Source organism: Phycisphaerae bacterium (genome assembly GCA_035384605.1).
In the GTDB taxonomy this organism is placed as follows: Bacteria; Planctomycetota; Phycisphaerae; order UBA1845; family PWPN01; genus JAUCQB01.
The window spans coordinates 1-22882 of sequence record DAOOIV010000003.1 but is presented as its reverse complement, the minus strand read 5'-3'; the positions used below and the strand labels follow the sequence as shown (position 1 = coordinate 22882).

Below are 22882 nucleotides of genomic sequence, written 5' to 3'. Positions count from 1 at the left end.
ATGACAGAGATCGGCATTGGCGTCATCGGGTCCGGCTTCATGGGTCGGACGTACACGGAAACAATCAACAAGTACTGCAGGCGGGGACGCGTTCGGGCGGTCGCCGTCGGGTCGCGGGCCGGGCAACTGGCCAAAGACTACGGCATCGACCTGGAACCGTCGGTCGAGTCACTGCTGGGTCGCAAGGACATTCAAGCCGTGTTTATCGCCACGCCGCACCATGTCCATGCCGAACAGTCGATCGCCGCCGCCGCCGCCGGCAAGCACATCCTGATCGAGAAGCCCATGGCCTGTACGGTGGCCGACTGCGACGCAATTCTCGATGCGTGCAAGAAGGCCAAGGTGCTATCCTCAATCGCCTTCACGCAGCGCACGCGAATCTGCAACATGCGGGCCAAGCAGCTTATCGAAGGCGGCCGCATCGGCACCGTTCAACAGATTGCCTCGACGCAACTGCTCGGCGGCGGGGTGGGTACTCTGCCCGGCTGGCAGAGCGACGCGGCCAACCTGGGCACGCTGTTCGGCCACGGCATCCACAACTTCGACTCGATCCGCTGGCTCAGCGGGCAGGAGATCAAGACGGTTTACGCGAAGTGCACGAGTTTCGAACCGGACGTCAAGGTTGAAGGCACTTCGATGGTGCTGATGACGCTGAGCGGCGGGACGTTCGCCAGCCTGTGGAGTTCGTTCCAGTTGCCCAAGCCTTCGTTCCCAAGATCGCAGTTTGCCGCCCGAATCGTCGGCGAAAAGGGTCTGATCGACCTGGACGCATACGGCGAGCTGCGGCTGGCGGTGGATGGCGAGTGGCAGGTGGTCGAGACGCAGGCCCCGATCGACTGGCAGGGCAAGGGTTTTCTGGACCCTGTGCGGCTGGAGAGCTACGTCCGCCAGTGCCAGGACTTCATCGACGCGTGCATCGAAAACCGCCCGCCGGCGGTCACCGGCTGGGACGGGCGCCAGGCGGTCGCGGCCGCTTTGGCGGCGTATGAGTCGTCGCGGACGGGCAAGGAGATCGTGCTGTCATGAAGTTCGCCGAATCGCTCCGTCTGTACGAAAGAGCGTGCAAGACTACGCCGGGTGGTATTCACAGCAACGTGCGGGCCAACTGGAAGCCCCATCCGATGTTCTACGAACGCGGGCATGGGTCACACGTCTGGGACGCCGACGGCAACGAGTTCATCGATTATGTGCTGGCACGCGGGCCGCTGCTGCTGGGTCATTCGCCCAAGCCGGTTTTGGACGCAGTGAAACGACAGCTTGATTTGGGCCTGATGTACGCCGGGCAGCACAGGCTGGAGATCGAGGCGGCCGAGCGCTTCTGCAAAATGGTACCCTGCGCCGAGATGGTGCGTTTCTCGTCGTCGGGCAGCGAGGCGGTAACGGCGGCCATCCGGCTGGCCCGGGCGGTGACCGGGCGGACGAAGATTCTGCGTTTCGAGGGGCACTACCACGGTTGGTTCGACAACCAGTTCTGGAGCTACGCTCCGGCGCTGGATCAGGCGGGCCCGCGAGAGAATCCCCGGCCGATCCCGGCAACACGCGGCCAGTCGCCGGCCGATGCCGAGCACCTGGTCATCCGTCCGTGGAATGACCTGGCATTGGTCGAGGAGGCATTCGGGCGACATCCCGGACAGATCGCGGCGATCATCACCGAGCCGATCATGTGCAACATGGGCGGGATCATGCCGCGCAAAGGTTACCTCGAGGGACTGCGCGAGCTGTGCGAGAAGAACGGGGCGCTGCTCATTTTCGACGAGGTGATCACGGGGTTTCGGGTGAGTCTGGGCGGGGCACAGGAGTTTTTCGGTGTGACGCCGGACCTGGCCACCTTCGCCAAGGGGATGTCGGGCGGCTTTCCGGTCAGCGCGATCGCCGGCAAGCATGAGTACATGAAGGACTTCGGCGATCTGTCGGTCAGCCACGCAGGGACGTACAACTCCAACGCCCCGTGCATGGCTGCGACCGTGGCGGCACTCGACATGCTGGCGGCCGACGACGGGGCGGCGTTGAAACATGCCCACGAGATGGGACGACGACTGATGGTCGGGATTGAGGATATCGGTCGCAAGGCAGGCAAGAACGTCCGAATTCGAGGGACGCCGGCGGCGTTCTTCGTGTCGTTCAACGACAAGGAAGAAGTTGTGGATTACCGCACCTGTCTGTCGCGCGACCGCGAGGCGTACACCCGTTTCTGGCTGGCTCTGCAGGATCGCGGCGTTCGTGTGATCCCTGACGGCCTGTGGTTCGTCTCGACGGCACATACGCAGCAGGATGTGGTTCGGACGCTGGAAGCAGTGGCAGAGGCGATGAAGGTGGTGTGATCATGAGAGTGGTCAGTTGTCAGTGGTCAGTTATCAGTCAGCTATTCGCAGAGCTATTGGCTGTTAGCTCTCGGCTATTAGCTTTCAAGGCATCTCGGACTGCGTTGGTCAGGCACGCAGGGCCAATTCGCAATTCTCAACTCCTCATTCTCAGTTCCGCCCTGGCAGTGTTGGTCTTGTCATTGGCTGCGGCACCCGCCCACGGACAGGGCGCAAAGGCCAAGCTGTTCGAACGGGTTTTTGGCGATGCGGTCAGGCTCGACCCGGCCATGGTGGCCAAGGTCAAGGCGGCCAAGCCGGGCGAGCGGATCTTCGTGGATCGCAACGGCGACGGCAAGAACGACGAAGCGTGGTACATCGACACGGCCTACCGGCACAACGACAGGGCTCGGCCATTGCTGGTACGGGCGATTGATGAGGACGGCGATCTGGACTCGTGGATGGGGCCGGATCTCGATAGCGATCTGTACGTCGTTGACTGGAACGCGGACGGCACGGTCGACGTGGTGCTCGACTACCAGGACAACGACGGCGACAACGATGTCGACGAGATGGCCTTCTACTTCTACATGACCGAGCACCCTTATTTCGGCAAAGACGTGCTGCGGGTCTGGTGGGGCAGCGACGACGGCGACGACAACCTGCTCTGGTACGACATCGACTACACCTACGACCAGCACACCTGCCAGTACCGCTGCCATTTCAGCGGCGATGAGTCGTTCGTGGCCTTTGGTCTGCGTCTTGAGGACAAGGAGTGGCAGTCGGCCTTCGAGAACCCGTTCCTGTTCTACGATCCGGACGGCGACACGTGCAGCGAGGTGGTCCTTCGGATTGAGGGGCAGGGCAACCAGGTGCGGGCGATTCGCTACAGCTTCGATGCCGACGACGATGCCTATGGCCGTCGAACGCACGATTACGACTTTTCCATCACCGCCCGGGCCCCGGAGGATCGACCGGTGGTGCTGCCCGCCGATGCGACGATCAGCACTAAGCTTCGCGGCATCCCCACGCAGGCCTGGCTGAGGCGCGATAAGGCCGAGGCGTTTGTCCAGAATGCCCAGTGGGACCGCGTGCTACTGACCTGGGACGAGATCAACGCAAACACCGAGGAAAACGTCGAGAAAGACCCGCACGAGAGATGGGAAGGCGTGATCGCTCATGGCAACCCGGACTTCAAACAGGTCGGCGGCCCGCCATGCAGCACGATGAACAAGCGATACGAGTTGGCTCTCAAGCCGGTCTCGCCCCTGAAGCTCTATTACTCGACGGCTGACCGGCGCCTGCACCTCAAGGGCGCATCCAAGGGCTGGCTTGACGTCGATTACGACTTCGATGGCAAGCCGGATGCGCGATACGTGTATCGTGACGATGACCATGACGGCATCTTCGAACGGCGGTTGATCGATTGGAACGGCGACGGAACGGCGGACTTCGATTGGATGGTGCAGCATGGCAGCCAGCACGAGCTCGAGTTGGCGTTCAGGGCCATCTCGACCTTTTATCGGGGCAAGCTGAATCAGACACTGGCTGAAAGCCAGGCATTTGTCGACGCCGCAAGGGCCGCGCTGGGGCCGAACGACTATCCTGAAGCGGAAGCTGTGGAGGACTTCTTCCTGAACAGACTGGATGGCTGGATGCCCCGGACGGGTCTCGGCGAGTACATCCGCCGTTCGCCGGCCGGAGCCAGGTTCTACGCCGATCTCGTCCGCGACCGGCTGCTCTGGTCCCTGAAGCAGCGATACGGCGAAGAGGAGGCGTGGAAGGCCATTGAGTCGGCATACGGCGTAGGCAATTTACGGACCGCAACAAAGTACGTCCCGCGCGAGGACAAGGAAGCCGTGACGGCTCGGGTGAACGGTCTCAGCGGCTTCGCGAAACGGATCTCGATCAGGATGAGCAACAGCGGTAGAACTGCGCGATTCGATTGGCCCGTGAAACTGGGTCTGAGGCGGATTCAGACGAAAGTACCCGATTTCAACGCCGACAACTGCGCGGTGGTTGCATCGGAGCGTTGGCTCGACTGGCGTCGGATCCCGCACCAAGTGGATGAGATTGACCCGGCAATTGGGCCTGAGTTGAGCTTCGTGGCGGACGTGCCGGCGAGCGGCGAGGCAACCTACTATCTGTACTACTCGCCAACCGGCAAGAGCGAGACCAGCTTCGCCCGCAAGACCAGCACGGCCGAGGACTGGGTGCCGCCCAACATCGGATGGGAGTCGAACCGCTGCGCGTACCGGGCCTACTGGGGGCAGTTTGATTTCTTCGGTAAGAAGACCGACAAGCTCATCTACGAAGACATCGGCAAGCAGAGCTACCACGAGGAGACGGAGTGGGGCATCGACGCCCTGCATGTTGGCAACGCTTCCGGGATTGGCGGGTTGACGCTCTATGTCGACGACAAGCCTTATCTTGTCCAGAACCCGGCCGGCAAAGGCGATGTGAAATTCAGTAAACGACAGCTTGTCAAGGGGCCGGTGCGGGCGGCGGTCGAGATCACGGCCGAGAACATCGTGCCCGAGCAGCCGGACCTCAGGGTGCGAATTCTGTGCATCTCCTACGCCGAGAGGCAGGAATCGGAGATCCGGGCGACAGTCACCGGAGCGAAGGGCAACGTTCTCCTGGCTCCGGGGCTGGTCAAGCTGCCTCGCGAACAGGCCTTTTCCGATCCGGACAAGGGCATCTTGGGAAGTTGGGGCTATCAGCAGGAAGTCATCGGCGATATCGGCATGGCGATCGTGGTCGATGCCGCCAATTCGGCACAAGACGTCGTGGACTTGCCCGAGGAGCGACGAATTCGCTGCGGCCTGACGGAAAGGGGTGAGCTGCGGTACTGGATCATCGGTGACTGGCGTCGCGGCCGGCAACACCCCATCGCCCCGACAGTGGAGAACTGGCGGCGGGAGGTCGAGGCTCTGGCGAGTGGACTGAGGCAAAAAGTCAGCATCCAGGTGGGCGAGTCCGAGGAACCGAGGTCTTGAGGAAATGACGAATGACGAAGCACGAATGTCGAATGAATGACGAAGCACGAATGACGAAAGGTATGCGGCTTACGTCCAGCCTGCTTGTTCAGGGTTGGTCATCCGGGTTTCATTCGCCGTTGAGGTGCAATTCGCCGAACACGCCATCACAAGCCGCCCCGGCGGGGGCGAAGGTATTTAGCCAAGGGCGTAAGCCCCTGGGTTCTTGTAAACGGATGGTGTTTTCTACCGCCCCTTCGGGGCTGATCGGTCTCGGCGGCAGTTGGACGAGGGGCTTGCGTTCCTGGCTACATAGCTGTGCCCCTTCGGGGCAACGCGGCCGCTGGTATGTAGAAACCACGAGAGAGCCGTATGACGCGAGGTCAATTACACTCCTGTCATTTGGACTTCGTCATTCTGGTTCTTCACCTGTACCTCCTTGTTGAAAGGTCTCTCGCAATCTCAATGATCATCGACGGCCATGTCCATATCGGGGTCGGCAACTACTTCCACATGAAGGCGGATGTGGATCAGCTTCTGCGTCTTGCGGACAAGGTGGGCGTGGACAAGCTGTTCGTCACCGATCTCGGTTCGCTGTTTTACGATATGAGCGAAGGCAATGACCGGCTGGCACGTGACATTGCAGCCCATTCGGATCGGCTCATTGGCTACTGTTCGGTGCCGACGCCGCGATTCGGCAAGCGGGCCGTGGACGAGATCCGCCGCTGCTTCGAGAAGCACGGCTTCCGCGGGGTGAAGATCTACTCGCACCCGGAAGCCCCGATTACCGAGCCGGCCGCCTATCCGCTGCTGGAGTCTGCGGCCGAGTGCGGCATGCTCATTCTCTCACACACCACACCGGACGAATGTGACCACCTCATGCAGAACGTGCCGCAGGCCCGGCTGGTCATGGCCCACATGGGCGGGCACCCGTATGCCTTCGGCGACTGGTACCGGGCGGTGGCGGTGGCCAAGAAGCACCCGAACCTGCTGCTCGATACGGCCAGCTCGCAGATCGACAACGGCATGCTCGAATGGGCGGTCGCGGAGCTCGGACCGGAGAAGATCCTGTACGGCAGCGACATGCCGCTGCTCGACCCGTTCACACAGATGGCCAAGGTCACGGGGGCGGAACTGGACGACCGGGCCAAGAGCCTGATACTTGGAGACAACCTGCACCGGTTGCTCGGCTTGCCATGATGCGATTGGATATCAACGCCTGTTTCGGTCACTGGCCCTATTGGGATCTGCCGCACAAAACTGCGGAGGACCTGGTCCGTTTGATGGACCGCAACGGCATCGAGAAAGCGGCCGTGTTGAGCCTTCGCGGCGTGCTGGTGGACTGGCGGGCGGGCAACGACGAGACGCTGGCGGCGGCCGATAGGCATCCCGGTCGTCTGATCCCCATGGCGACGCTCAGTCCGTTCATGGACGGCAACGGCGACGAGCTGCGGCGCCTGGCCGATACGGGCATGCGCGGCGTGCGGCTGTATCCGCTGTTTCATAGCTACCCGCTGGATAGCGAGTTCACCGACGACGTGTGCCGGGCAGCCGCCGAGCGGCGAATCCCCGTGATGATTCCGACGCGGCCAATGATGAACTGGCGGTTCAAGACGGTGGCCATCGAAAGTATTGGGGCCCTGGCGGCCCGGCACCCGTCGACGACGTTCATTATCAGCGGGCCGAACTACCTGATCGAGTGCCAGGCATTGGTCAAGGTCATGGGGCAGTGTCCCAACGTGAGCTGCGAGATCTCGTGTCTCCAGGGCTTCGACTCGGTTACGAATCTGGTCCGGCAGGTGGGTGCGGATCGCGTTTTGTTGGGGACCGGCGCAACTTTGCACTACCCGGCGTGCAACGTGGCCAAACTCGATCACGCGGAACTGAGCACACGGCAGCGGGAAGCCATCGCGGCAACGAATGCCCTGCGCATGCTTGGGCTATGACCGGATCGTCGCTGCGGTCGCTCTCAATGTGTTTCACGACGGTGTGGGACAGGCTTCCAGTCTGTCACAGGAGATTGGTCCCACAAAGCAGGATGGGGTTCGACCGAGCTCGCCGCTCTGCAAGCCGGGGGCCACAAGGTTATTCGCGGCTCAATCGGCTTCGGAGGGTACCAGGGAATTCCGATTGGCCGTGCCAGTGACGTGCTCCGGGCGGTGTCCGATCCCCGGAAAGACGGCGTCGCCGTCGGCTGTTGAGCAATGTCCGGCGATGGGGCCGGCAGGCTCCACCCCGGGCATGTTACCCGAGCCCGCCAGGCCCGATCTCGCCGGATCAAACCTTCCCGTTGCTACGACAGAAACCACGCGGAGCGGTCTGCCCGCCTCGCTTGTCTGACGTATCTTTTGCCCATCAAATGCTTCTTGCCAGGCGCTCCTGCCTGACAGTCCGACGGCCGGATTGCCGGGCAGTCTTTGTTCAGTCGAGGACGAACACCCGTGCTTCGGCAGGCCGAGAGTATTCCTCCATCTCGGCAATGCTGGAAATCGGGAGCGGTTGCGCCTGCTCCCGGGTCTTGGACGGCACATAGGCGCGCCCACACTGACGGCAGAACTGCGGTCTGCCCCTACGCCGGACCGGAACGATCTGCGGGTGTTCACAATGCGGACAAAGCAGGTATAGCGGCACAGCAAACACTCCTTCTCACTCGCGGGTACCTGCCGGGCTCGCCCTTGCTTCCCTCTTGCCCAGGCTCTTGCGGCCCTGAGCCTGACCGGCAGGCCCCAATGGGGAATCTACGGAATATTGGACACCTATTTCGGCGAAAGGTTGCACCTCTTCTGAGGGATTCTTTCCATCCGACCGGAAGATTGCAAAGGATTGCCAAAAAAGGAGTTATCGGCCATAGGCATCCTCTCGTCAGAGACGCTGGACGGTCTGGTCGATCACAAGGATAGGTGCCGACGATGGTTATGGAATATTTTCAAAAAGTGAAACATTTTCGCGGTCGGATCGGGAAAGCTGGCTGGCACAACTGGCGGGCGCGAGCTCGGGTGGACGGAAAGCCGACAGGAGGTTTTGCTGTCGTATGTCGGCTCGGGCACTGAGATTCCTCCTGGGAGCCAAGGGTGGCCGCAGAGCAAGAATCATCTGTTTCGCTGTATCTTCATCAACAGATAGATTTCACCCTGGTGGTTGGCCTCGTCGTGGCTGGCGTGGGTGATCCAGTACCAGAGGGGCTTTTCGGGGCCGAGGGCCTTGTTCGGTGATGGACTCTCCAGGTCGCGTTTGCCCACCGAACCAATAACCTCCTGCAACCTTGGCAACTGGGCGACGAGGCGTTCGCGGATCTCGCCGCGGCCGGGCCACTGTTTGGTCTCTTTCACCGGCCGGCAGAACTTGCCGAAAGTCTCAGCCCAGCCGACCGGCAATTCGCTCTTGCCGGTGATCGCGGCAATGCCCAGGGCATCCTGCACCCACAGCACGTGCCCGGCGTACCACAGGATGTGGTTTGACAGCCCCGGCGGCGAGTACATCAACTCTGAGTCTTTCACATCGTCGAACAGCCGCAGCGTCTTGGCCCGCACTTCGCCGGCCAACCCCGCCAGCAGCCCCGCGTCTTTGCTCAGATCGATCGACATGGCGGCGTTTCTCCTGGCACCGAAGCCTGCGCTATCCGACAACACACCATGCACATTATAGCCCTGCCGGGAGCCACAGCGTGTCTCTGGTCGCTCTTCGGGTCAGAGAGAAGCACTGTCAGAGTGAGACGCAACGGTCTGCTGCCCAATCTGCCGGTGGGAAGATGATCGACCCCGGCGTTGCATACGGCAGCGCCGGGGAATGCGGAATTGTGAGTGTGGAATTGGGAATGGGCTGTCGTTCGCCGTCGCCCATGAACCTCACCGCCGGCGAACTCCGGAAACAGCGATGATTCGGCACGAAACGCCCGATCTACAACGGCCTTCATGGATACCTGCGGCGATGTTCATGCAACTGGGGGCTTCAGTCCGGCTGAGCGGCGGTGGAAGTGCGGGCTGAACCGGCAGCCCGAGGGGATTCTGCAACCGTCGTTACCGCCGAGAGAAGCGGAAACCCGTCGCTCGCGCACATTCATCGGGCTTTGAGCCATAGCATGTCCGAGATTCATTAGAAGCATCCTGGCGTCTGGCTGGGTTGTCCTCAGTACCTCGCAAGGAAGCCGTCAGGATTGCAGAACAGTCGCGAAAACAACTTGACGGCTGCTACACCTTCGTCTACATTCCCTACATCTGTAGGATAAAGCAGGAGACGAGAGGAGAACTGAGCGAGAAGGGAATGGCGTCCAGGTGGCTGGTCAAATAAACCGTCCTGACACTTTTGTGTCGCATCCTGACACTTTTTTTGTTGAGCAGGCGGTTCTTGCAGTTCTGGGTGTTGCTCACGTGTTTTTCCCGGTCAGGCGGTCAAGGAACGACTCCAGGAGAACCTGAGCGGCGATCGCGTCCTGTCGGTTTTTTTTCTTCTTGCGAGTCAAATCGCGACCGAGCAACCGTCGATCAGCGGCATGGGACGTCAGACGCTCATCGTGCAGATGAACGGTGATCGTTGCGGCGTTTCTTCGTGCCTGACAGGCCTTGCGGATGGCCTCGGCGAGCTGTTTCGAGAGCCGTGCCTGGGGTCCCTCGGTTCCATCCATGTTCAGCGGCAGGCCGATCACGATCCCGCCGGCGTCATATTCCTCGGCCACGTCGATAATCGCGGACGCGTTTTGTTCGAGGCCGGCGCGGGTGTTGATGACACTCAGGGGTGAGACGACGCCGGTGTGCGGATCGCTGATGGCCAGGCCGATTCGCTTGGTGCCCAGATCAACACCCAGATAACGGGTATCCATCGTTCTTCCTTGCAGGAAAGGCTGTCTTGCGTACGAAAGATCATGTTAAGCGGCATGCCGGAGCGATACAAACGTTCGAGTGGGGGGCGCGGCGGCCTGAGTGCGATGATCGGGTCTCCCGCGACTTGCAGGGCGATGATCCTTCGAAGCAAGCGTTTCGCCAAGCCGGACGATGCGGCTTGACGGGGAGACGGGATAGAGGCAGCGGCGACTCGGAGGCAGGCCTGCAAGGGATGGCGCAAACGCTCACGAGAGAGTCCTCGTATTGGCATCGTGGCATCTATTATTCGCAGGATTGCGGCAGGCAACTGCTATGGGGTGGCAAGAACGCGGGCGCTCGTTTCCCATTCCCCGACGGCGGTGCTTGTCAGAAGCTTGACCGGGGATCTCGTCGTGCCTAGATTCCTCGCATGATGACCAAGAGGGAACGCGTGGAAGCGGTGTTGGGGGGGCGGCGTCCGGATTGTCCGCCTGTGAGCTTCTGGCATCATTTCGAGCCGCACGAGATTACCGGGCGGGCGGCCCTCGATGCCCATCTTCGTCACCTGGAAACCTATGATCTCGATTTCCTCAAGGTGATGAATGACCACCATTACCCGCGAGGGGACGTGAACCTGGTTCAGTCGGTGGCGGACTTGCGAAAGATCAAGCCACTGCCGGGCGATGCAGGCCAGTTGGCGGGGCAACTCGACCTTCTGCGGGGCCTCCGCAGGCGGCTGGATGACGATCTGTTTACCTGCGCGACGGTTTTCAGCGCGTGGACGGTGTTGCGAGCCTGGGTGGCGCCGCCGAGTGACAAGCACGGCCCGCCCAAGATCATTGGAGAAGACCAGCGTGACGACGTTCTCACGAAACTCTTACAAGAGGACCGGTCGGCGGTGAAGGCTGCCGTGCGGGCGATCGGCAAGATGCTCGCGGCGTTCGCCCGCGAGTGTGTTGCCGCCGGGGCCATGGGCATCTTCCTGTCCGTGCGCGATGATTGGGTTGACCGCCCGGCCAACGGCGATGGCGTGTATGACGAGATGGTGATGCCTACGGATATGGAGATTCTGGATGCTGTCAAGCACGCGCCGTTCAATGTGCTGCACGTGTGCGGTCGTCCGATGATCTTCGAGCGATTCGCAAACTACCCGGTGGCGGTGATCAACTGGGCGGATCGTGCCGCGGGTCCGAGCATCGCCTATGCGTGTGAGGTGGCCAGGCCTGCCATCGCCGGCGGCGTTGACAACCTCAAGACGCTGCCTCAGGGCAAACCCGAGGATTGTGTAGCCGAGGTTCGCGATGCCCTTCGGCAGGCCGGCGATCGCCCGATTCTCATCACTCCCGGATGTACATACGACCCCAAGGCCGTGCCCGCGGAGAATCTCAAGGCTGTAGTGTCGGCAGCCCGCAGTGGGTGACGGCGGGGCTTACTTGTTCCGACTTCCTGTAAAACGGGAGCACGAGCGACACTCCAGCCAGTGAAGACCGGCACCATTCGCGGTGGCTTTGGGGCCAGCACCACCTATAACCTTGTCCACGGCAGCGACTCGCCGGAGTGGGCGGCCGTTGGGATCTCGTTGTGTTTCAACGATGCGGAGATCCTGGACTACGTCACGCCCGAGGCCGGATGGGTGGCCGAGTCGGACGAAGGCTGAAGGCCGAAGGACCGGGGATGCAGGCAAAGGCTCGCCCCAGGCGACTCGCCGTGGCGAGACGAAGGATGAAGGCGGAGGGATGAAGGCAGTCTTCGACAAGCTCAGGCCGGGGCAGGATGAGGCATGAATTGAGACCCCGCGGAAGACGGTTGCTCTGTGATTTCGCGCCGACCTTCGTCTTGTGGCCTTCTCACCGAACCCCGAACCCCGAAGGCTGCTTGCCCTGCGAAGCTCAAGGAGCGAAGCAGGGAACCCTGACCCCTTGCCTACTGCGGCAGCACCTGCACGACGAACACGCTGGTCATTCGATCGATAGGTGTCACCCCCGCGATGATCGCCTTTCCCAGCGGTGTGACGACTGTGGTCTCCAATTTGCATAGCTCCCGTCTCTCGTACACCTTGTAGCCGTTCTTCTCAGGCTCGAGATAGGGGGCATACTCGGCCACCCTGGCCTGAAGCTCGACGCAGGGCTGCGAAGCGGTCTCATTGACGAACTGGCCTTCGAGCTCCAGGTCGCACCGGTTTGCCAACAGCGGACTGGCTTTCATGATGAAGCGTCGGCCGGGCGTGGCTTCGACCACGTTCTGGGTTGCCAGCCGCAGCCCGGTCACGCCGATTCGCTGCAAATCCTCCACCAACGGCAGCAGATCAGCCGGCGTCGGGCTTGACTTGTCCTCGGGCAGACCGCTGACCAGCCAGAGGAATCGGATTCGCAACCCCACGGCCGGTGCATGGCCGGGCTCGGTCTGTCTGTCGATCTGTTTGATGATGCTCTCAACAGCGGCCATGTTCTTGGGTCTGGCCGTGACGATGATTGAGCGGATGTCGGGAACCGGCACGACGGAACTGCCGTCGCCGGCGGCCGCTCTCAGGGCGTCAAGCAGGGCCGGGTTGGGCCGTGCGAACTCCAGAGGGAAGAGCTTTGTGATCGGCTCGTTTGTCGGCGGTGCGGGGGGAGGTGCCGAGGGTGGGGCATCCAGTTCGGCGACCAGGGAGCGAGCCGTTTCGATTGCCTTGGGGGTTCCTGTGACGAGCAATGAATTGGCCGCCGCCCACGAAATGCACTCGCGTAGTCCGGGTACCGCTCGTTGGAGAATAGGGGCAAGCTCGGCCGCCTTGGCATGCCTGAGCGGAAAAATGATCGTCCTCATCTCCTGGGATTGGTCGGGAGCCGCATCCAGTTTTTGGAGCAACTGCTCGATGGCGGCCATGGCCTTCTCTTTGGCCCGCACGACGACGCCGTTGCTGCTGCCGGCGGTGACCCGCGTTGTGGGATCGCTGAATGCGGTGGTGATGGCGTTGATCACTGTCTTGGGATCGATGTGCTTCAGGCTGAATACCCGCACGACAAGCGGCTCCTCGGCAGCCGGAGCGGTCGCCGCCGGCCGGCTGGCAGTCGCTTGGGTAAGCGGCGGCTTGAGAGAACTCGTGTCGAACCGGGCGATGAGATCGCGAATGAGAGGCAGGTCTTTCTCGTCCGCCCTGAGGGCATCGACGTGCGTCGTTTGCAGCGGGATGGTCAACGAATCCGGCTGCGTTGCCGGAGGTGCGGCCACGGTTTTCGGTTGCCCGTCCGCTGCTTGTGACGAGGGGGCTGCCGCCGTCACGGCCGAGGAGGCTAAGAACAGGATGGCCGTCGAAGCGAACCTTCTCAAGCACGCCAGGCTATGATACACAGGCAAGTAGAATGCATTCATGTCGTTTCGCCTCCCGATTTCGACGGGCGGCCGTGGAGTCTGCGCCACCTTGGGGAATATACTCGTGACGGCCGTTGGAGATTGCACCCTTTCCCGAACGCCTTTCCCGACTCGCACCCACTTCGAGCGATCCGGTTTCGGACCAAAGGCGACATTATAGCAGACTTACGCCTCTGTGTGAGGTCTCCGGCAGCAACGTTGATGTCCGAGCGTCCGTATTGACCCGCGCTGCTCTTCCGGTGGAGGGCCTCCGGCTGCGTGACCGGAGGCTATGGGATTAACAGGGAGTCGGTACTCACGGCCGGGTCCGACAGCGCGGTCTGGTAGTTGGCTGGTGTTCCCCGGCCGGGCAGCAGATACACATGCGTCTCAAGTGGGTCCTGGACGGTCCCGCCGACCTGGGGTGGACTCGTTGGCGTCCAGATCAGATCTTCATCAGCCCCGCAAAGCGGATGCCTGCACCATTTAACGTTGCCGCCAAGAAAGGCGACATTCTGCCCCGCGAGGTTGTGGTTGCGAGAGCTGAGACTCCGATCTCGTTTTCGCAATGCGGCCAGCCATTCACCGGCGTCCACGCTGCCGTTGCCGTCGAGGTCGCCAGGGGCGGGCAGGCCGGTGCCCTGGGCGGTCGGATCAAAGTTGTATCGTGAGGCCTGCGGACCGGCTGGGTTGGGGTGCAACATTTCGATTCGGTTCGAGAAGGGATTGCGATCTGCCGCAAGGGCCTTGCGAGGGTCTTGCGAGCTGGTCATCCTGACCCCGTAGGTTTGCCCGATTCCTCGCTCATTGACCGTCGCCACGCGCGTCATCTGGAGGGAGTAGCTGATCTCGGCCAATTCGGTGCCGGCGTTGACGATGGCCGTGGGCGAGCCGTCGAAATCATACCACTTGCCCTCGGCGCCGACCGGTGGCTTGGGTTTTGCGAAGTACTTGAGGTTGGCATCGTTGACGATCGGACTGGGATTGGTACCGGACGAGAAGTGGCCGAGCTTGCGATTGCCCGTCGGACAAATGAGCTGCCGCGGTTGCAGGTACGCCTTTGGGCCGCCCAGGAGAAGCCGATAGTAGGCACGATAATTGCTCTGGTTATCCAATGCCGCCGGGCCGTCGGCGTCCATCCAGCCGTCGGGCAGGCCTCGAAGGCTTCCGATGGCGGTATTGCTGGTCATGCTCAGGGCGACCGTCGAGGGCTGCCAGGCGGTCGGGAATCCCTGTTGGTTGCTCTCGCTGTACATGATGCAGGCTTGGGCGATGGACCGGAGATTCACGCCGCAAGACACTCTCCGAGCAAGCTCGCGAACGTTGGCCAGTGACGGTAGCAGGATGCTGATCAGCATGGCGATGATGGCGATTACCACCAGCAATTCAATCAGCGTGAAAGCCTCACGCTGGAGCGTATTGGCTTGCCGGTTCCTCATGATATGCCTCCTTTCCAGAAAAGCGCGCACCAGTTCCCCGAACAATCGTCGGCATACGTGCCGCGCGGACTGCTTTCGCACTCGGTTCAGCGGCCGGTCGAACCGCCGGTCCGGCGAATCGACATTCCAGGCCACTTCTCTTCGTTGTTTTCTGCCATAAAAACGCTGGCATTTGGCGTGCCATCGATGAGGCCCCGTAAACCGGCAGCCCAGTCGTCGGCTGGGCGAGGGGCAGTCGCACGAAGTGGTCGAAATGAACCATGTCGTGGTCCAAATCAACCAGCGTCATCCTGGGTTGAGTGGTGCGAGGGCGCCGGGTCCTGGCGGGCGGCCATCAGAAAGAGCTTGCTCACGGGCGGAGGTTGCCGACGCAGTTAATCCTGCTGAATCCACTTCTCGTAAGTGACGGGTCCGCCGAAGACCGCGACCCGGTTCTCGTAAGGCGTTCCGGAGGTGATTGCGTGGATGAAGCCGGACATATCGCCGACCAGTACCGTATGAAGGATCTTGTTCTGTGGGTTCTCGACGAGAACGATGTCAATCTGGCCATCGAGCCCACGGTAACGCTTGCTCATTGCCAGAGCGGAGGCGTGCCCGGACGGGGCGATGGCGGGAAACGCACCCGTGGGCAGCGTTTCCAGCAGAGGCTTTTCGGACAGAGCGATCTCTTTGCGCAACCGGGCGATCATCTCTGTTGTTCGGCGGTACGTGCCACCGGTCGGGCTCACCACGCGTTTGCCGTCGAGCATGATGTTCCGGTCATCGTAGGCGATCACGATCAGGTGGTTTCGTGGCGACGCCTTGAGCCATGCAATAAGCTTGTCGCCGTGGTGCTGGTCGTCGCTGTAGGCGTAGTTGCTATCGAGAAACGCGATGCGGTCGATGCGATCGGAGATTTGATCGACGCCGTTGAGGTAGCCGAAGATGAAGCTGCCGCCGCCGCTGTGGCCGGTCAGCGTGATGCTTGTTTGCATGCCCTCGAACCGGCCGGCGATCGAGTCGATGACTTGGGCGATGATCCGGCTGCTGTCGGCATGCTTGGATCGCCACGCCGGCCAGCTCTTGCCGTCAGCCTCGACGTAGGCGGTGACCAGGTTCTCATCACGGATGACCTCGCGCATCCGCCGGGTCTGGGCACCAATATGCTGGATGCCGTAATGCCAATCGACGCCGGATGTCACGCGCTTGCCGATGGTCTGGTCGGTTGTGTTTCCGTTGGGCAGGGCATAGACGATGATTTGCGTCGGCTTGGGCCGATCGAATTGGGCTGCCGGGGGAGCCACGACACGGACTTGAACGCCCGGCTCAAGACGATACGTCAAGACCCCCTCACCGAAGTGCCGGTCAGCCCTGAAGCCGGCGGATGCATTGTGAGGTCGAGTCAGGGGACTCTGAACATCTAACGAGGTCGGGTTCGGTAAGCTCCCCCTTTGGGGGGGCTCGGCAATGGCGGGCATTGCCGACGCAGCCGCAAGGATGCCCAGGAGTGTCGTTCCGACCCGCATGATCCAGTCGGTCCGCTCGTCGCGCTGTGTCATGTCCGCACGCTAACCCTGTTCCCCGCAGGAGTCAAAACCGCCCATCACCCTCCCGAGAAATCCGTGATCCCCGACCGTCGGGGTCAGCGGTTCAGGGCCAGTTTCGGGTTCCTCGGTCACGATTTAGAGCCTTGCGGCGGGATATCTGTGCGGTTTGCGCGCATGTTTCTGGATCACAGAGCACTTGGGTTGCGGCCCGCAAAAAGGCGGTCCGCCTTAGGGAAAACACCTGATATGCCCAAAACGTTCGCCATATCCGCACTGCAAGACCCCAAAAAAACGGGACTTCAGGCTTTCTTGGCAGGTCCTGCCGATGGTACCATAGAGTATCAGCAGGGTCAGCCTGCTATAATGTGTCGCGCAAATGTCTGGTTTCGATCTTCGTGCCCTTCCGGGCAGTGTGTGATTCTATTCTTGGAGGTATGAGGCCCCTGGCCGAGAAGGTTGGGCGTTGAATCGTCCGGCCGCTGCTGCGCTCGTTCGTCTTTGGTCGGTCGTCACATGACCCATCTTCCTCGGTCCCGTCGGGGAGGTTCGCAGATGGCGTAGGATGGCACCAACATCCGCTTGAATGCTGGCCGATCGATTGGCACTTGGCATCGGCTTGTCCTGAAGCAGCGTGCGACCGGGGTGCGTGCCCCGACAAAACCGGAGAGTGCGGAATGAGGTTTCTTGTTGAAGAAGTCACATAAGGAGGACTAGGAGATGCTTCAGAAGAATCAAAGGCGGACCGCCTTTTTGCGGGCCGCAACCCAAGTGCTCTGCGATCCAGAAACATGCGCGCAAAACGCGCACCAGTCCCGACGGAAGGGACTAAAGGCTCTTGCGGCAATCGCTGCCGTGGCCGCCTTTGGTTTGTCGATCCAGGCGGCGTACGGAGCCAATGAGATCAGGTATTCTTACTACGGAGGCGGTCAGCAGATCTGGATACCCGCTGCGAGAACCGCCGCGGTCAGCGCCAACTACGGACAGGCAGCCAATTACGTCGAGGATCTGTCGGCCAACGATCCGATCAGCGGCCATGCTTACTTCTTTCCGCCGACCGGACTGCCCGCGGACGCTTGGCGCGTTTCCTGTCCGAGTCCGCCCGGCACCTGCGTGGACAACCAGGCTCAGGCCGACGCATGGGTGCAGTACGAGATCTTTCCCGCCGATGTGCCGGGAGATATCAGTCTCAGTGGCAAGTGGTACTTCTGGACCCGAACGCAGCAGCTTTATGCCGAAAGCGATGTGGAATCGAACCAGGACTCTGACTGGCTGGTGGTCAACGGCAACCCGCCTGGTTTCGGTGGAAGCAACGACAAGGGCGACATCGACATTACCGACCATGTTCCTACGGATGCGGAGTGGTACACGGCCGTGACCAAAGGAGCGGCAAATGAACCACAACGAGAGTACGACCGAATCTGTAACGATGTCCGGTTTGTCGAATGGCCTCCCGGAATCAATCCGAAGCTGGACGGCCGGCGGCCCAACTGGGTCTGGATCGGTAACATCATCGCCAACGGCAACTATCGACTGAACAAGAACTTCAAACTCATCAACGGCAGAATCACGTTTCGTATTTACGAGGCCGAGGCGTCCCCCTGGAATGCCTGTATCGATGTTATCTGCTGGTCGACGATCGAATCGTACATCCCCACGGACGAGGACTTCAACCAAGCTCTGATTCTGGGGCAGTGTCCGGTGCAGCATACGACGTCCGGAAGCGAGCCGGCATCGCACGACAACGCAAGCAATACGACGATGACGATTACCGGGACGGATCTTCACCTGGTCAGCAGCGTCAAGCTGGTGCCGACCGGCGGCGGCGCCGAACTCGTGGGCACCAACCTGGTCGCCGGTGCGGGGAACACCACGTTGACCGTCCAGTTCCCGACCCAGGGTGCGCAATGGGGCACTTACGACGTGGTGACCCTACAGCCCAATTGCGCGACGAAGACTCTACCCGGCGCCTTCCAGCTCACCTGTGCCACCGCGACCGTGTTCAACAGCATTGAGCCGAGCACAGTCTCCAATCCGCAGTATCCGCTCCAATTCCGCATCAGGGGGGCAAATGTAACCCTGTTGACAAGTGTGAAGCTTGTCTACGCCAATGAAGATGATCCCAACAATCCCAACATTCCAGGAACCATGTTGACGCCCGACGGAGACGACCTGCTTGCGACCTTCAACCTGTCCTGCTTCAACGGCGAAGGGGGACCGGCCGGGCCTTATCATCTGGAGGGAACTCGCAGTTCTGACTGCTCCAATCCGGCCAGGCTGAGCAACGCGCTCTGGGTGGTCAAACCACCAACCGGTTTTGCCTGCGTCTGGCAACCGTGGGCAGCCCCCTGGAGTAGTCTCAACAAAGGGCCTGATCTTGATCCGGATCCCGTTGGTGAGGCGTACAATCCCACGAATTGGGATTACTCTTTCAGCCAGAACACCAATCTGGGAATGGTGAAGGATACGCCCGACGGAAGTCCCACGGCCTTCCACTTCTTCTGGGATTCACAGCCGCCGGACACGGGCACTCAAGCCGGAAGCGGCGGTATCTACCAGGAGATCTCAGTTACGCCGGGGGTGCCGATCGAGTACTCGTTCTGGTGGAAGGGGCAGGCGACGTACCAGGCGAACGACAACATCTGGTACGAGCTCCTGCTGCTGGACGGGCCCTTCAACCTCTATTACGCCGACGGTTATCAGGAACACACGCGGCAACAGAACAATCCGTACATGGTTCGCAAGAAGGTGGGAATGGACAGTAATCCTTTCGGCTGGGAGCAGATCACCGATCAGACGCCGCCTGATCAAGGTAATTACGGCCCACGCCCGCAAACCATTACGCCGGTGAACGATGTTGTGACCGTGGTATTCAAATGCGGCCGTGTTCCGCCGGGACGGCTGGAGTTCTTCGTCGACAAGGTCGAGGTGCGTCAGAGCGGCGGTCCGAATCTTGTCTCAAACGCGAATTTCGAGACGGGCTCTCAGGTGTATTCGTGCGAAAACGAGTGGGTGTTTAAGGATGCCTGTGAGTCCGACTATTGGCGGCGGTCTCCGTTGACGCCGACAGTGTGTCCGAACCCGTTCGCCGACTTTGACAACGACGCGGACGTCGACCAGGCCGACTTTGCGAGCTTCCAGATATGTTACACGGGACCGACCCGGCCGCTTGTGGCAAACGAATGCCGTTGTTTCGATAACAACAACGATAACTACATCGATCAGATCGACGTGATCGCCTTTGAACGGTGCGCGAGCGGGCCGGGCGTTCCTGCCGACCCGACATGCGATGATTATTGACCCCAGGGGGATTCGAACCCCCGTTGCCGGCTTGAAAAGCCGGTGTCCTAGGCCACTAGACGATGGGGCCGGTAGACTACCGATCGCATCAGTATAGTTAAGGCCGCGCGGCTGGGCAAATCGCGACGACCAGGGTGTGGAGTTTGCCGCTCTTGCCTGCTCGTCGCCCCAGGGTTTTACGGCGATCCTTGCGTGTGAAAGGGGCCGGGACCGAGATGCCTTGGCGATAACGGCCACCGCAGTTGGCTGCTGTGGGTGGCTGAGACTGCTGCGCTGAGCAAGAGGAAGGTCGGCGTGCTCAGTTGCCCCGCTTGAAACCGACGAGGCGATGCTTTGTCCAGTCAATTGCGAATTTCTTGCCGCTGGTATCGGTGTATTCACCGGTGCCCTTGGCGGCAAAGTCGTTTTCGACCATCCGGCCGGCATTGTCTTCATCGCAAATGTACGTCTGGTTGGTTCTGTTTTCCGTGTTGAATACCTTGAGTTCGCAAGCCATTGTCAGCCCTCTGTTTAGGAGTGCCTCCCGATGCGGTGCGGAGCCGTTTCCGACGGTTACCGGAGCGGCACAATGCCGCTGCCGCATTGGTTTCAGGACGCACGGTCATCGATCTCCCACTCGGCCTTTGCGATCTGTGGACCGGTGCGGAGCGGACATTCTACCCATTCACGGCGGGTCGGACAATCCGCTCATCTGGTCCCAGCCGATCGAGAAGCCTTGTGGCCGATCCGAACGCCCGGCAGAGGAATCGGCGTCGGTTCTCGTCAACCGGCTCGATGCTGATCTCCAGGCGACTGGACGGGAGAACACCCTGAACGCGGTCGGCCCACTCGATCAAAACCGCGCCAAGCGAAAGCATCTCATCGAAACCCAGCGACTCAAGATCGCCTCCGCCGCGGAGACGATAGGCATCGATGTGGTAGATTCGCGGGGCGGGTGAAAGACCGGTCTCGTACTCGTTGACGATCACAAACGTGGGGCTGTTCACCTGGCGCGAGTCAGCCACGCCCGCGCCGGCGGCGATGCCCTTGACCAGCGTCGTCTTGCCGGAGCCCAGCGGGCCGATAAGGGCGACGAGGTCTCCTGCCTGGAGGGCCGAACCGAGTCGCCGGCCAAGCCGGCGGGTTGCTTCGACATCGGCGATGTTGATCGTCCGCTGATTCATCGGAAGTGCTCATATCCCCGTGGTTCGATGTAGCTGAATCGTCCCAGGCGATCGCACAGGCATATCGTGGGCCGGCCTTCCTGTGACGGCCTGGTCAGTCGGCCGATTCGCGTCAGGCCCAGTTCCTCGGCCCGCAGGCCCTCGCCGCCGGCGACGAGGAGCTCAAAATCTTCGCCGTCATTAAGAGCGTGGTCCATCGCGCTGATGCCGTCTTCTTGTGACATGGCCCGAGCGGCCGGGCTGATGACTTCTTCCATTGCCTCGGTGGACAGTTCCGCGTCGCATCGGGACGCCGCGCACATCCGATGCAGATCCATAGACAGCCCATCGGAGAGATCCATCATCGCGTGAAGCTCGGGGTCCAGCACAAGTCGGCTGGCGAGTTCCAGTCGCGGTGTGAAGGTCAGGTGCTTGCCGGCGGCGCTTCCGCCGAGCGGGCCGCTGACATAGATGCCGTCGCCGACACGGCCGTCGCATCGGCGTATCGGCCCGCGCGGCGACATCGGCTCGGCCAGCATAGCTACATCAATGGCGAGCTTGCCCGGCCAACTGGTTGTGTCGCCTCCGACGATGGCACAATCGAATTCTCCCGCGATGCACGCCATGCCCTCGTACAGCCTTTTCACATCGTCCATCGACATGCCGTCGTGCAGTGCGAGGCTGACGGTGGCGGCGCGCGGGCGGCAAGCCATGGCCGCACAGTCGCTCAGCGAGCAGGCGATCGCTTTTCTCCCGATCAGTTCGTAGATGTGCCGGCGGGTGTCGAAATGGACGCCGTCCAGCAGCATGTCGGTGGTGATCTGAAGGAGGCTTCCCTCCAGGCGCAGGCAGGCCATGTCGTCGCCGATGCCAATGGGGACCCGCGCGGGGTTGGCTGGGAATCGCCGCCGCAGCCAGTCGATCAGTGCATTTTCGCCCCTGGACATGGCATCAAGCTTACACATCAGACTTTTTTCGGGAAAGGGAGGATAGAGGCCCTCGGCGGCTTTCGTCGTCCGGATTACACTATCGGGCCAGGGTCGCCACGGCGGGCCCGGACGGATCTTCGAAAGGGGGCTTGGTCATGGAGGCTTGTCCCCTCTTGCCGGGTGCCGCCGTGTCCTGCCCGCTACTGTGGCGATTGGCGGAGCGGTATTGGCGGAGCACGGTTAATCCTCGGCTTGAAAGTCCGACTCGGCCATGGGAAGGGAGTACAGATAGATCACCAGAGCCGCCGGAAAGCACAGGGCGGCGACCACGGCCCAGCCGAGGAACCAGATCTGCCAGAGTGATGTCAAGGTATGCCGCTGGCCGCCCAAGTAGACAAACGCCCCACTCAGTTTGAAGAGCAGGGTAATCAGCGACCCCAAGAGCATCAGGAAGCCGATCACCCTGCATTGGGTCCCGCGAATACTCTTGCCGAAAGGAACCGGCAGCACCGCTGCAAAGAGGGCCTGTGCGGCGAACATGGCGAGCTGAAGCAGTATCGCCCAGCTCAGCGCGGATGCCAGCGGAAGCAGGCCCATCGTGATGAGCGGGTTGCCTCCCGAGTTCATTGAGGCCTGCAGCCCGTAAACCTCGCCGATGACGCCACCGACAAGCAGCGGCGACCAGTACTGCCACTTGGTCATGAATCCGGCTCCCGGTTACCGTTGATACCCCGATTAAAGCATCAGACGCTACGGGATGCAAGCCACGCCGCGGCGCCCCGAAGAACAGGGGGCTCCACCTCGCAGCGATGTGTGTCGCGTAGCGGGGATTCTTCGGTCGCTCATCTATCAGTGAAACAACCCTTTATCGATCCTATAACTTCCTTTGCCATGACTTCTCCGCCCATGGCTTGTCATATTGTCATGGGCGGCGGAGGGCGGGTTGGTTTGGCGCTGGGGGAGTGGTCGGGCTTGCGGCTACCGTACCTGCCGGTGGAGGATCGCCATCGTCATGGGCGTCGAATGCGGAAAGGATTCCGCGGGGGATTCGGCCCGGAAAGGATTCCGGGCCGAGCGAGCGAGGGTGCGGCCCGGAAAGGATTCCGGGCCGAGCGAGCGAGGGTGCGGCCCGGAAAGGATTC

At 61.3% G+C, this 22882-nt stretch carries 18 protein-coding genes and 1 tRNA gene; 9 read left to right on the top strand and 10 right to left on the bottom strand.

Annotated elements, in window-relative coordinates; genetic code table 11:
• The 5 genes from PLL20_01335 to PLL20_01315 all read left to right on the top strand — a co-directional run bounded on the left by PLL20_01335 (window position 1) and on the right by PLL20_01315 (window position 7224).
• Window positions 1-1026 (top strand): Gfo/Idh/MocA family oxidoreductase, encoded by a 1026-nt coding sequence (locus tag PLL20_01335; GenBank protein ID HPD28608.1) that lies wholly within the window; start codon window positions 1-3, stop codon window positions 1024-1026.
• Window positions 1023-2321: an aspartate aminotransferase family protein gene (locus PLL20_01330; GenBank protein ID HPD28607.1), complete on the top strand. Its 1299-nt coding sequence runs from the start codon at window positions 1023-1025 to the stop codon at window positions 2319-2321. The genes PLL20_01335 and PLL20_01330 overlap by 4 nt, the downstream gene beginning before the upstream one ends.
• Window positions 2322-2497: 176 nt before the next feature.
• Window positions 2498-5299, top strand: a complete 2802-nt coding sequence (locus PLL20_01325; protein HPD28606.1) for a DUF4861 family protein — start codon at window positions 2498-2500, stop codon at window positions 5297-5299.
• 351 nt (window positions 5300-5650) lie between these two features.
• Window positions 5651-6478, top strand: a complete 828-nt coding sequence (locus tag PLL20_01320; protein ID HPD28605.1) for an amidohydrolase family protein — start codon at window positions 5651-5653, stop codon at window positions 6476-6478.
• Complete coding sequence (locus tag PLL20_01315; protein HPD28604.1) at window positions 6475-7224, top strand: amidohydrolase family protein; 750 nt, start codon at window positions 6475-6477, stop codon at window positions 7222-7224. The genes PLL20_01320 and PLL20_01315 overlap by 4 nt, the downstream gene beginning before the upstream one ends.
• A 1143-nt stretch (window positions 7225-8367) precedes the next feature.
• Here the strand turns inward: PLL20_01315 and PLL20_01310 are convergent.
• Complete coding sequence (locus tag PLL20_01310) at window positions 8368-8862, bottom strand: DinB family protein (GenBank protein ID HPD28603.1); 495 nt, start codon at window positions 8860-8862, stop codon at window positions 8368-8370.
• 779 nt (window positions 8863-9641) lie between these two features.
• A complete protein-coding gene (ruvX, locus tag PLL20_01305) occupies window positions 9642-10094 on the bottom strand; it encodes a Holliday junction resolvase RuvX (protein ID HPD28602.1) in 453 nt (150 codons plus the stop codon).
• Window positions 10095-10504: 410 nt separating this feature from the next.
• Between ruvX and PLL20_01300 the strand changes: the two genes are divergently transcribed.
• Window positions 10505-11494 carry a uroporphyrinogen decarboxylase family protein gene (locus PLL20_01300; protein HPD28601.1) on the top strand — a complete coding sequence of 330 codons (990 nt, stop codon included), beginning with the start codon at window positions 10505-10507 and terminating at the stop codon, window positions 11492-11494.
• Between the two features lie 60 nt (window positions 11495-11554).
• Window positions 11555-11731 (top strand): nucleoside-diphosphate kinase, encoded by a 177-nt coding sequence (locus tag PLL20_01295; GenBank protein HPD28600.1) that lies wholly within the window; start codon window positions 11555-11557, stop codon window positions 11729-11731.
• A gap of 266 nt (window positions 11732-11997) precedes the next feature.
• Here PLL20_01295 and PLL20_01290 read toward each other — a convergent pair whose 3' ends face one another.
• From PLL20_01290 to PLL20_01280, 3 genes are all read right to left on the bottom strand, one after another.
• A complete protein-coding gene (locus PLL20_01290) occupies window positions 11998-13428 on the bottom strand; it encodes a secretin N-terminal domain-containing protein (GenBank protein HPD28599.1) in 1431 nt (476 codons plus the stop codon).
• A gap of 269 nt (window positions 13429-13697) precedes the next feature.
• Window positions 13698-14846 carry a type II secretion system protein gene (locus PLL20_01285; protein ID HPD28598.1) on the bottom strand — a complete coding sequence of 383 codons (1149 nt, stop codon included), beginning with the start codon at window positions 14844-14846 and terminating at the stop codon, window positions 13698-13700.
• Between the two features lie 374 nt (window positions 14847-15220).
• Window positions 15221-16168 carry a hypothetical protein gene (locus tag PLL20_01280; GenBank protein HPD28597.1) on the bottom strand — a complete coding sequence of 316 codons (948 nt, stop codon included), beginning with the start codon at window positions 16166-16168 and terminating at the stop codon, window positions 15221-15223.
• 921 nt (window positions 16169-17089) lie between these two features.
• Between PLL20_01280 and PLL20_01275 the strand changes: the two genes are divergently transcribed.
• Window positions 17090-19669, top strand: coding sequence for a hypothetical protein (locus tag PLL20_01275; GenBank protein HPD28596.1), 2580 nt, complete (start codon window positions 17090-17092; stop codon window positions 19667-19669).
• On the opposite strand, the gene PLL20_01270 is transcribed toward PLL20_01275, so the two are convergent.
• The 5 genes from PLL20_01270 to PLL20_01250 form a co-directional block, all read right to left on the bottom strand.
• Window positions 19667-19739: transfer RNA gene (locus PLL20_01270), tRNA-Glu, on the bottom strand. The genes PLL20_01275 and PLL20_01270 overlap by 3 nt on opposite strands.
• Window positions 19740-19967: 228 nt before the next feature.
• Window positions 19968-20165, bottom strand: a complete 198-nt coding sequence (locus tag PLL20_01265) for a hypothetical protein (protein ID HPD28595.1) — start codon at window positions 20163-20165, stop codon at window positions 19968-19970.
• A gap of 160 nt (window positions 20166-20325) precedes the next feature.
• Window positions 20326-20832 carry a tRNA (adenosine(37)-N6)-threonylcarbamoyltransferase complex ATPase subunit type 1 TsaE gene (tsaE, locus tag PLL20_01260; protein ID HPD28594.1) on the bottom strand — a complete coding sequence of 169 codons (507 nt, stop codon included), beginning with the start codon at window positions 20830-20832 and terminating at the stop codon, window positions 20326-20328.
• Window positions 20829-21776, bottom strand: a complete 948-nt coding sequence (locus PLL20_01255) for a thiamine-phosphate kinase (GenBank protein ID HPD28593.1) — start codon at window positions 21774-21776, stop codon at window positions 20829-20831. Before PLL20_01255 ends, tsaE begins: the two co-directional genes overlap by 4 nt.
• Window positions 21777-21980: 204 nt before the next feature.
• Window positions 21981-22442, bottom strand: coding sequence for a hypothetical protein (locus tag PLL20_01250; GenBank protein ID HPD28592.1), 462 nt, complete (start codon window positions 22440-22442; stop codon window positions 21981-21983).
• A 204-nt stretch (window positions 22443-22646) separates the two neighbouring features.
• On the opposite strand from PLL20_01250, the gene PLL20_01245 reads away from it, so the two are divergent.
• Window positions 22647-22882, top strand: a 236-nt coding sequence (locus tag PLL20_01245) for a hypothetical protein (GenBank protein HPD28591.1), incomplete at its 3' end; no start/stop codon positions are given.

Coding starts and splice junctions, on each gene's coding strand:
- PLL20_01335 (HPD28608.1), top strand. CDS start 1: ATGACAGAGATCGGCATTGGCGTCATCGGGTCCGGCTTCATGGGTCGG.
- PLL20_01330 (HPD28607.1), top strand. CDS start 1,023: ATGAAGTTCGCCGAATCGCTCCGTCTGTACGAAAGAGCGTGCAAGACT.
- PLL20_01320 (HPD28605.1), top strand. CDS start 5,651: ATGACGCGAGGTCAATTACACTCCTGTCATTTGGACTTCGTCATTCTG.
- PLL20_01315 (HPD28604.1), top strand. CDS start 6,475: ATGATGCGATTGGATATCAACGCCTGTTTCGGTCACTGGCCCTATTGG.
- PLL20_01310 (HPD28603.1), bottom strand. CDS start 8,862: ATGTCGATCGATCTGAGCAAAGACGCGGGGCTGCTGGCGGGGTTGGCC.
- ruvX (HPD28602.1), bottom strand. CDS start 10,094: ATGGATACCCGTTATCTGGGTGTTGATCTGGGCACCAAGCGAATCGGC.
- PLL20_01300 (HPD28601.1), top strand. CDS start 10,505: ATGATGACCAAGAGGGAACGCGTGGAAGCGGTGTTGGGGGGGCGGCGT.
- PLL20_01290 (HPD28599.1), bottom strand. CDS start 13,428: ATGAATGCATTCTACTTGCCTGTGTATCATAGCCTGGCGTGCTTGAGA.
- PLL20_01285 (HPD28598.1), bottom strand. CDS start 14,846: ATGAGGAACCGGCAAGCCAATACGCTCCAGCGTGAGGCTTTCACGCTG.
- PLL20_01275 (HPD28596.1), top strand. CDS start 17,090: ATGCTTCAGAAGAATCAAAGGCGGACCGCCTTTTTGCGGGCCGCAACC.
- PLL20_01265 (HPD28595.1), bottom strand. CDS start 20,165: ATGGCTTGCGAACTCAAGGTATTCAACACGGAAAACAGAACCAACCAG.
- tsaE (HPD28594.1), bottom strand. CDS start 20,832: ATGAATCAGCGGACGATCAACATCGCCGATGTCGAAGCAACCCGCCGG.
- PLL20_01255 (HPD28593.1), bottom strand. CDS start 21,776: ATGTGTAAGCTTGATGCCATGTCCAGGGGCGAAAATGCACTGATCGAC.
- PLL20_01250 (HPD28592.1), bottom strand. CDS start 22,442: ATGACCAAGTGGCAGTACTGGTCGCCGCTGCTTGTCGGTGGCGTCATC.